Below are 9,957 nucleotides of genomic sequence, written 5' to 3' on the forward strand. Positions count from 1 at the left end.
CATCGTCAAGCACCGGGCCGCGATCCTTGCATCGATCGAGCACGGCCTCTCCAACGGCCGCATCGAATCCATGAACACCAAGATCCGGCTCATTACCCGAATCGCCTTCGGCTTCAAATCACCCGACGCCCTCATCGCCCTGGCCATGCTCAGCCTCGGCGGCCACAAACCAGTGCTCCCCGGCCGGGTTTAACCCACAGAAGCAGCAGGAGAGCCGAGATTTTGCCCAAATCGCACCTGATTCACCCGAAAGAGCGGTTTCACACGAGAATCTCCGTCGAATTGGTTCACCACCGGATCGGGCGCTGCGCCTGCGAGGAACACTGCCCGGGCGGTGCAGTCGACTGACCGACCGGGAGCGACACAACCGATCGATTCGGACTCGCTTCTCTAACGCTCGGTGCGGGTGACGGTTGCACCCAGCACGTCGACGGCCAGCATCAGCGCCTGCCAGGGCGTTTCGGACTCGGCGGCGATGAGCTCGGCCGCGACGAGTCGCTGCCCTGGGTCACTGGCCAGCACCAGGATCGATGGGCCGGCGCCGGAGACGACGGCGGCGAAGCCGTGCTCCCGGAGCAGGGTGATCAGCCGGTTGGTCTCCGGCATGGCGGCGGCACGGTAGCTCTGGTGCAGTTTGTCCTCGGTGGCCGCGAGGAGCAGTTCGGGGCTCTGAATCAGGGCCGCGATCAGCAGGGCCGAGCGCGACAGGTTGAAGACGGCGTCTTCGTGCGGCACGCTCTCGGGCTGCAGGCTGCGGGCGAGCGCCGTGGACATGGCGTGCTCCGGAACGAACACGAGCGGTTTGACGCCGCGGTGCACCATCAGCTTCTTGTGACGCGGTCCCTCGGGTGTCATCCACGCGATCGTGAGACCACCGAACAGGGCGGGCGCCACGTTGTCGGGGTGCCCCTCCATCTCAGTCGCGAGGGCCAGAAGCGCCTCCGCGTCGATGTCGACGATGCCCTCGAGCAGGCCCTTCGCGGCCATGATCCCGGCGACGATGGCGGCGCCGGACGAGCCCATGCCGCGGCCGTGCGGGATCTCGTTGTGGGCAACGAGGTTCAGTCCGGGCAGTTCCTGGCCGTAGGCGGCGAAGGCGTGGATGAGGGCGCGCACGACGAGGTTGGTCTCATCGGTGGGCACCACGCCTTCTCCGACGCCGTGCACCTCGACCGTGACGCCCGGCTCATCGCGAACGGAGACCTGGAGGTGGTCGTGGTGTGCCAGGGCCAGACCCAGGGTGTCGAAGCCGGGGCCGAGGTTGGCCGTGGTCGCCGGCACCTGCACGGTGACGGAACGGCCCGAGAGCACCGACTTGCCGGAGAGGGCCTCGGCGATGGTCATTTCTGGACCAGCCCGAGGACGCTGGCGATTTCGGCGGTGTCGACAGGCACGATGGTCGGCTTGACGTCGGAGCCGTCCGCGGTGCGGAGCGCCCACTGCGGATCCTTCAAACCGTGGCCGGTGACCGTGAGTACCACGGTGGAGCCGGCCGGGATGAGCCCGGCTTCGGCGCGTTCGAGCAGGCCGGCGACGCTGATCGCGGAGGCCGGCTCGACGAAGATGCCGACCTCGGCCGACAGGATGCGGTAGGCCTCGAGGATCTTTTCGTCGCTGATCGCGCCGAAGTAGCCGTCGGTCAGGGTACGCGCGGCGAGGGCGAGGTCCCAGGATGCCGGGTTGCCGATGCGGATGGCGCTGGCGATGGTCTCCGGGTGGTCGACGCGGTGGCCGAGCACGATCGGGGCGCTGCCAGCAGCCTGGAACCCGAACATGCGCGGCAGCTTCGTAGTGGCGCCGCGCTCGAGCTCTTCGGTGTACCCGCGCGTGTAGGCGGTGTAGTTGCCAGCATTGCCGACGGGGACGATGTGGATGTCCGGCGCGTCTTCCAGCACCTCGACGACCTCGAAGGCGGCCGTCTTCTGGCCTTCGATCCGGTCGGGGTTGACCGAATTGACCAGGTGCACGGGGTAATTCGCGGAGAGGTCGCGGGCGATGTCGAGGCAGTCGTCGAAATTGCCCTGCACCTGCAGCAGCTGCGCGTTGTGTGCGATGGCCTGGCTGAGCTTGCCCATGGCGATCTTGCCCTCGGGCACCAGCACGACGGCCTGGATTCCGGCGTGGGTCGCGTAGGCGGCGGCCGACGCGGAGGTGTTGCCGGTGGACGCGCAGATGACGGCCTTGGCACCGTCTTCGACGGCCTTGGAGATGGCCATGGTCATGCCGCGGTCCTTGAAGGAACCGGTCGGGTTCATGCCCTCGTACTTGATCCAGACCTTCGCGCCCGTGCGAACGGAGAGCGCCGGAGCCGGAATCAGCGGGGTGCCCCCCTCGCCGAGAGTGATAATGGGCGTCGCATCCGTGATGTTGAGGCGGTCCGCGTACTCGCGCAGCACGCCGCGCCACTGCCGGGAAGCCGTCTTCACGACTGGTTTCGGCAGAGTCTCTCGTTCGCTGGACATCAGGCTCCTTCAACTCTCAAAACGGATGCGACATTGGTGACAAATCTGTTCGCGGCGAGGTCTGTCACGGTGGCCGCCAGGGCGGCCTCCGTAGCCTCGTGCGTTCCGATAACTAGGGTAGCCGTGGCGGAGACGGCGGAGCGACTCGCGGTGCCCGGCTGGGCCGGCGTCATCGACTGCTCGACCAGGGCCAGGGACACGCCGTGGTCGCTGAACACGCTGGCGAGCGTGGCGAGAACGCCGGGTTCGTCGGTGACTTCCAGGGTGACGGCGTAGCGCGTGACGATCTGGCCGATGTCGAAGACCGGCAGGTCGGCGTGCTGGGACGCGGGAACGCCGGGACCACCGGCGATGTGGCGGCGGGCCAGTGACACCAGGTCGCCGAGCACGGCGGACGCCGTCTCCACTCCCCCGGCGCCGGCGCCGTAGAACATCAAGCTGCCGGCCGACTCCGCTTCGACAAAAACCGCGTTGTTGGCGCCGTGCACGGAGGCGAGCGGGTGGCTGCGGTGAACCATGGCCGGGTAGACCCGGGCGGAGACGCCCTGCTGGCCGCTTTCGGCGTCGACGAGGCGTTCGCAGATGGCGAGCAGCTTCACGACGTAGCCGGCCTTGCGGGCTGAGTCGATCTGCGCGGGCGTGATGGCGGTGATGCCCTCGCGGTAGACGGATGCGAGCGGCACGGTCGTGTGGAAGGCGAGGCTGGCCAGAATGGCCGCCTTCTGCGCCGCGTCGTACCCGCCAATGTCGGCGGTCGGGTCGGCCTCGGCGTAGCCGAGGTCGGTGGCCAGGGCGAGAGCCTCCTCGAGGGTGTCCCCCTCAGTGTCCATCCGGTCGAGGATGAAGTTGGTGGTGCCGTTCACGATGCCGAGGATGCGGTTGACCTGGTCGCCGCCGAGACTCTCGCCGAGCGGACGAACGATCGGGATCGCACCGGCCACGGCCGCCTCGTACTTCAGCTGTGCACCGACCTGGTCGGCGGCGGCGAAGAGTTCGGGCCCGTGGGTGGCCAGCAACGCCTTGTTGGCGGTGACGACATCCGCCCCCGAGTTGATCGCCATCAGAATGTATGAGCGTGCGGGCTCGATGCCGCCCATCAACTCGATGACGACGTCGGCGCCGAGGATCAGGGTCTCGGCGTCGGTGGTGAACAGCTCGCGGGGCAGGTCGACGGTGCGCTCGGCGTCGACGTCGCGCACCAGGATGCCAACGAGCTCGAGGCTGGCACCCACCCGGTTGGCGAGTTCTTCACTGTTTTCGAGCAGCAGCCGGGCGACCTGAGCGCCGACGGAGCCGCCTCCCAGCAGCGCGACGCGCAGATTGCGGTATTCGATCATCGGGCGGGTTCCTTCGGTAGATCGGTCGAGCCGGTGGTCGAGCCGGTGGTCGAGCCGGTGGTCGGGCCGGTCGAGGCCGAGACCCCGGTGTCGCGGGCGAGCAGGTCGGCGATGGTCTCGCCGCGCACCAGCATCCGCGGGATGCCGCCGGCCACCGCGACCACGGCCGGCCGGCCGAGGAAGTTGTAGTTGTTCGACAGCGACCAGCAGTAGGCGCCGGTGGCCGCGACGGCCACCAGGTCGCCCGGGGCCACGTCGCCGGGGAGATAGTCAGCGTCGACGACGATGTCGCCGCTCTCGCAGTGCTTGCCGGCGAGGCGCACCAGCACCGGGTCGGCCGCCGACACGCGGCCGGCGAGCCGCACGGTGTAGTCGGCGCCGTAGAGGGCGGGGCGGGCGTTGTCGCTCATGCCTCCGTCGACACTGACATAGAGGCGCGGGTTGCCGGCCACGTCGACGGACTTGGTGGTTCCGACCTCGTAGAGGGTGATTCCGGCCGGGCCGATGATGCAACGTCCCGGCTCGAAGGCGACCACGGGCACCGGGATGCCGAGGGCGCTGCACTGCGCGGCGACGATGTCGGCCAGGCTGGCCGCGAGCTCGCCGATCGGGGTGGGGGTGTCGGCCAGGGTGTAGGCGATGCCGAAGCCGCCGCCGAGGTTCAGCTCGGGGACGGGGCCGCCTGCGAGCAGGGCGGCGTGCACGGCGAGGAGGCGCGACGCGGATTCAGCGAAGCCGTCGGCGCCGAAGATCTGCGAGCCGATGTGGCAGTGCAGGCCGCGGAAGCCCAGGCTCGACTCGGCCCGGATGAGGCCCACCAGCGCCGCGGCGTCATCGAGCGTCACGCCGAACTTCTGGTCTTCGTGCGCCGTGGCGAGGAATGCGTGGGTGTGCGCGTGCACACCGCTGTTTACGCGCAGCCGAACGGCCTGCACGATGCCGTGCCGGGCGGCGGCCGCGGCGACGCGCCCGATTTCGACCAGGCTGTCGATCACGATGGTGCCGACGCCGACGCGGCAGGCCTCGTCGATCTCGGCCAGGGATTTGTTGTTGCCGTGATAGCCGAGCCGGTTCGGCGGGCTACCGGCCGCCAGCGCCACGGCGAGTTCGCCGCCGCTGCAGACGTCGATGTTGAGACCTTCGGCCAGCATCCAACGGGCGATCTCGGTGGACAGGAACGCTTTGCCGGCGTAGTAGATGTGCACGCTCGTGCCGATGCGGGCGAACTCGGCCTCGAAGGCGGCGCGGAGCGAGGCCGCGCGGGCGCGGGCATCCGTTTCGTCGACCAGATAAAGAGGAGTGCCGAATTCGGCGGCCAGGGCGGGGGCGGTGCAGCCGCCGATGAGGAGTTGCCCCTGCGGGGTGCGGTCGATGGTGGCCGGCCAGAGGCCATCGGCGAGCGCATTGGCGTCGTCGGGCAGGCAAAGCCAGTCGGGGGCGAGCGGGTTGGTGGCCACGGGTGAAAACCTCACGGGAAATGTCGAGTGGGTGTCTCACTGAGTGGCGAGCGAACCCGGATTGGTCCCTGAAGCCAGTGAAAGGATGCCGTCGGCTGCGACCGGGGACCTGGTCCGAGTGTAGCGAACGCCGCCGGTGCGCGCCGAATCGCGTTACGTCCCGCTGCGCGGCGGGCTGCGCGGGCTGGGCAGCGGGGCGGGCTGCGGTCAGACCAGCGCGGCAGTTTCGGCCACGTCGACGATCCACGCCTCCGGGTCGATCATGACGCTCGAGCCGCTGCTGCACCAGATGCGCCGCATCTTGAGAAGCATCTTCTCCGCTTCCCGGATGGTGCCCAGTTCCAGGTCGACCATGACGAAGTTCGGATCAGTCACCGAGCGGAAAATCGTATAGCGGATCACCCCGGATCCGCGGCGGTCGGCCGGGTCCAGATCGAAGGCACGTTTCCAGCGGCCATAGTCGGGCACGGGGTGTTGAATGCGCAACAACGTCATGGTGCCTCCTCGAAAAGGCGAATGCGCGACCGGCGGATACCTCGAGTGTACGACCCCGCGGGCGTCGTGTCAGGCCCCGGTTTGATTACGGTCCGAACGATGTGCGAGCGTGTCGGCGTGCTGCAAGGGCATGAAGTGCGGGGTCAACCGGCGGTGCAGCTGCCGAGGGTGGTCAACGACTGTCGGCTCAGCGTCAACGAGCTCGACTGCAGCGTGAGTCGCGCTCGATCCGCGGTCACGTTCACTCCGGCGAGGGTGACCCCCTCGGGGAGGTACTGGGCCACGCAGATGCGGAGCGGTTCCTCACCCAGAACACGAGACAGCAGGTTGCCGGCGTTGATGCTGCCGCCGCCTGAGGTGACGCTGGCACCGCTCGGCGTGAGCAGCAGTGCGTCGGCGTCCACGCTCGGCGTCGCCGAGGCGCGGTAGCCGATCGGGAAGCCGACCACCTCCAGGCTGCCGCTGTAGCTGATCTCGTCCTTCCCGAGTTCGACGCTGGCGTCGGGGACATTGCTCGGCAGAGCCTGGCTCAGCAGGGTGTTGAGGGCATCGGGTTCGAGGTCGATGATGCCGCGCACGTCGCCGACGGGCTGGGATTGGTCGAGCGGGACATCCGTCGCCACGACGTGCACGGATGCCGGCACGCCGTCCACGGTCAGGGTGCCTGATTCCAGGGCCACCCGGTCGAAGCTGCCGCCGAGGTACTGCGCGATGACCGACAGGCCTCCGATGGAGACGGCCACGTCCCCGGTCACGGTGTCGGGCAGGTTCGAGGCGATCTCCTGCTCGATCTGGCCCTCGGCGTAGCTGCGCAGGCCCCCGTCGACGAAGAAGAAAGCAGCGACGAGCCCGACCACGACCAGACCCGCGACGATGAACGCCCCGAGCCCGCGACGACGGGATTTCCTGGCGGACGCGTCCATGCCTACATGCGTTCCGGTGCGGAGACGCCGAGCAGGCCGAGGCCGTTGCGGATGACCTGGCCGGTGGCGTCGTTGAGCCAGAGCCGGGTGCGGTGCAGGTCGGTGATCGGTTCGTCGCCAAGCGGGATCACCCGGCAGCTGTCGTACCAGCGGTGGTAGTAGCCGGCAACCTCTTCGATGTAGCGGGCGATACGGTGGGGCTCGCGCAGTTCGGCGGCCTGCGCGACGACGCGCGGGTATTCCTGCAACACGCCGAGCAGGGCCGATTCGCTGTCGTGGGTGAGTAGCTCCGGGGCGAATGCGGTGCGTTCCACCCCCGCGGTGGCCGCGTTGCGGGCGACCGAGCAGGTACGGGCATGCGCATACTGCACGTAGAAGACCGGGTTCTCGTTGGTGCGCTTGCCGAGCAGGTCGAGGTCGATGTCGAGCTGAGTGTCGCTGCTGGAGCGCACTAGGGAGTAGCGGCCGGCGTCCACGCCGACGGCGTCGACGAGGTCGTCGAGGGTGACGATCGTTCCGGCGCGCTTGCTCATCCGCACCGGTTCGCCGTTGCGCAGCAGGTTGACCATCTGGCCGATCAGGATCTGCAGGTTCACACCGGGCACGTCGCCGAACGCCTCGACCATGGCCATCATGCGGCCGACATAGCCATGGTGGTCGGCGCCGAGCATGATCAGGTTCTGGTCGAAACCGCGCTCACGCTTGTCGAGGTAGTAGCCGAGGTCACCGGAGATGTAGGCCGGTTCGCCGTTGGAACGGATGATGACGCGGTCGCGGTCATCGCCGAACGTGGTCGTGCGCAGCCAGATGGCCCCGTCTTCTTCGAAGATGTGGCCCTGTTCGCGCAGCCGTTCGATGGCCCGGTTGACGGCGCCGGACTCGTGCAGGGAATCTTCGTGGAAATACACGTCGAAATCCACGCCGAAGCCGTGCAGCTTCTCCTTGATCTCGGTGAACATCAAATCGACGCCGACGCTGCGGAACACTTCCTGCTGCTCGTCGCGGGCCAGCACCGCGATGTCGCCTTCGTGGCTGGCCACGACCTGGTCGGCGATGTCTCCGATGTAGGCGCCGCCGTAACCGTCTTCGGGGGTGGGCTCGCCGAGGTAGCCGGCGAGCACGCTGCGGGCGAAGCGGTCGATCTGCGAGCCGTGGTCGTTGAAGTAGTACTCGCGGGTGACGTCGGCGCCCTCCGCCTGCAGCACCCGGGCCAGGCTGTCACCCACGGCCGCCCAGCGCACGCCGCCCATGTGGATGGGGCCGGTGGGGTTGGCGGACACGAACTCGAGGTTGATCTTGAGGCCGTCGTAGAGGTGCCCGGTGCCGTAAGCGGGGCCCGCATCGACGATGGTCTTGGCGAGTGCGCCGGCGGCGGCGGCCTCGAGACGGATGTTGATGAAGCCGGGTCCGGCGACGTCCACCGAGGCCACGTCGGGAAGCTGTTCCAGGCCGGCAGCCAGTTCGGCGGCCACCTCGCGCGGGTTGGAGCCGAGTGGCTTGGCGATCTTCATCGCGATGCTGGAGGCCCAATCACCGTGGTCGCGGTTTCTCGGACGCTCGAGGGTGACATCCGCCCCGGTCAGGTTGACGTCGGTCACGTCGATTCCGGCCTCACGTCGACGCTCGCTCAACTGGAGGATGAGGTCTAGCAGGGATTGGGAAAGCTCAGCGGGAGTCACGACTAGCAAGCTTACCGGCCGGGTCACAGACAACCCTCTTGGTAAGGTCAAGCGTGTCTCACTCCCTCTCGCCCAGACTCCCGCGCGGACGGCTCCTGCGCACCACCCTTCTCCTTGCCACCGGCACGGTCGCCGTCGTGGCGCTGGCTGCCTGCGGTTCGGGTTCCACCCCGGAAAGCAGCCCGTCGGCAGCGTCGCCATCAGCTACTCCCGGGTCGACGTCGGACGCGACGCAGACGCCGGGGCCCACCGCGACGCCGACGCCCACCCCCACGGCAGCAGGCACCCCGGTCACATTTACCTGCGACCAGGTGCTCACCCTCGACGACGTCTACGCCTTCAACCCGAGCTACGGCACCGCCCCCGGTTTCGAGCCGACCATCGCCGCGGGTCAGACGGCGGCAGAGTACCAGGGGCTGAATTGCGGACTGCTCAATCAATCCAGCGACGGAACGATCGAGGTCTCGGTGACCCAGCCCAACGACGTGCTGCTGTCGCAGCTGAAGAACGATGCCATCAGCTCCAGCCAGATCGTTCCCACGTATGGCACGCCGCCCGCCGTCGAGGGCTATTTTTCGGCTGCCGGCGGCATTGGTGTGGCTCAGGTCTTCACCTCCACCTACTGGATCACGGTGGGCTCGAGCGAGTTCGTCGAGCCGGGCGACGCCGAGTCACTCGTTTCCGCGGCGATCGCGAACCTGCAGTAACACGCCCGGGCGGACCGCGCGGCGGAACCCACCTGAACCTGCCCGAACCTGCCGAATTCGGCCTTTCCGGTCGAGTTCGGATGGTGTGCCGGGCGGGCTCGACCGCATCCGTCGAACTCGATGCGGAACATCGCCTGCCAGGATGCTGATAACCTAGTGTTTTCCCTGGCCCCCATAGCTCAGGGGATAGAGCACTGCCCTCCGGAGGCAGGGGCGGCAGTTCGAATCTGCCTGGGGGCACAACTGTCAGAGTCCGTGCGAACACTGGGTCGCGGGCTAATCGGCGACACGATCTCAAGGCTTTGTCACGCCGTTTGCCCACACTGGCCCACAGCTCCTCGCCGCCGACTCTGATGCCTTGCCGCTCGGCTACGCCCGGATGCGTGACCCGGTAGGTGTGCGGCATGAAGTCCTCGCCGACGAGGCTCGGCGTCGCTATGCCGTGGTCGCACCGGTCACCCGCGCCACCGACAGGTCAGCGATGACCATTGAGCCACACCGGGACGGGACCGCCGCCATCCGATGGGTACGCCGATCAGCTGAGGAGCGCGACGGGATCACGTGGACGTCGGCGCCCGCGGCGGTCGGTCGGGTCTGGGAGCACGTCGTCGGAGCCCCACCGCAACGACTCGAGACCGCGGTACTTACAGACGATGGCCGGGGACGGCTGCCACCAAGACCTTCCCCCCGTTCGAATCCGGAAGCAGCGAGGTTGCTGTGCCCCGGTCCCTCCGGAATCGCGTGCAACGCGGAGAATACCGCTACCGCCTCTGAAGCTGCGGGCCCGGTGGTGGACCGATTTGACGGAGATTTTGGCTCCCCTGCTGTATCCGTGGGTGTTTCGGAGCGCCTTAACGGCCGCACGCCGCTTCCTGTCTAGGTTTCTGACTGTCAAAG

General features: G+C 68.0%; 9 protein-coding genes and 1 tRNA gene. 3 read left to right on the forward strand and 7 right to left on the reverse strand.

The window, feature by feature from the left end:
- A partial coding sequence (locus E3O54_RS04925; RefSeq protein WP_166805198.1) for a transposase occupies positions 1-193 on the forward strand: 193 nt, incomplete at its 5' end.
- 197 nt (positions 194-390) lie between these two features.
- Here the strand turns inward: E3O54_RS04925 and thrB are convergent.
- The 7 genes from thrB to argS form a co-directional block, all read right to left on the reverse strand.
- The gene (gene thrB / locus E3O54_RS04930; protein ID WP_104099692.1) at positions 391-1,344 is read right to left on the reverse strand and encodes a homoserine kinase; all 954 of its coding nucleotides are present in this window, start codon (positions 1,342-1,344) and stop codon (positions 391-393) included.
- A complete protein-coding gene (gene thrC / locus E3O54_RS04935; protein WP_134343235.1) occupies positions 1,341-2,462 on the reverse strand; it encodes a threonine synthase in 1,122 nt (373 codons plus the stop codon). Before thrC ends, thrB begins: the two co-directional genes overlap by 4 nt.
- Positions 2,462-3,799: a homoserine dehydrogenase gene (locus tag E3O54_RS04940; protein ID WP_134373558.1), complete on the reverse strand. Its 1,338-nt coding sequence runs from the start codon at positions 3,797-3,799 to the stop codon at positions 2,462-2,464. Before E3O54_RS04940 ends, thrC begins: the two co-directional genes overlap by 1 nt.
- Positions 3,796-5,256: a diaminopimelate decarboxylase gene (lysA, locus tag E3O54_RS04945; RefSeq protein WP_134401059.1), complete on the reverse strand. Its 1,461-nt coding sequence runs from the start codon at positions 5,254-5,256 to the stop codon at positions 3,796-3,798. Before lysA ends, E3O54_RS04940 begins: the two co-directional genes overlap by 4 nt.
- Before the next feature lie 207 nt (positions 5,257-5,463).
- Positions 5,464-5,751: a hypothetical protein gene (locus E3O54_RS04950; RefSeq protein WP_134373562.1), complete on the reverse strand. Its 288-nt coding sequence runs from the start codon at positions 5,749-5,751 to the stop codon at positions 5,464-5,466.
- Positions 5,752-5,894: 143 nt separating this feature from the next.
- Positions 5,895-6,674, reverse strand: coding sequence for a DUF2993 domain-containing protein (locus E3O54_RS04955; RefSeq protein WP_134401060.1), 780 nt, complete (start codon positions 6,672-6,674; stop codon positions 5,895-5,897).
- Between the two features lie 2 nt (positions 6,675-6,676).
- On the reverse strand, positions 6,677-8,353 hold the full coding sequence (gene argS / locus E3O54_RS04960) for an arginine--tRNA ligase (protein WP_104099686.1): 1,677 nt from the start codon (positions 8,351-8,353) through the stop codon (positions 6,677-6,679).
- 53 nt (positions 8,354-8,406) lie between these two features.
- Between argS and E3O54_RS04965 the strand changes: the two genes are divergently transcribed.
- Positions 8,407-9,060, forward strand: coding sequence for an iron ABC transporter ATP-binding protein (locus tag E3O54_RS04965; RefSeq protein WP_134401061.1), 654 nt, complete (start codon positions 8,407-8,409; stop codon positions 9,058-9,060).
- Between the two features lie 168 nt (positions 9,061-9,228).
- Positions 9,229-9,300, forward strand: a tRNA-Arg gene (locus tag E3O54_RS04970).
- Positions 9,301-9,957 lie beyond the last annotated feature (657 nt).

Source organism: Cryobacterium sp. TMT2-4, from assembly GCF_004402575.1.
Taxonomy (GTDB): Bacteria; Actinomycetota; Actinomycetes; order Actinomycetales; family Microbacteriaceae; genus Cryobacterium; species Cryobacterium sandaracinum.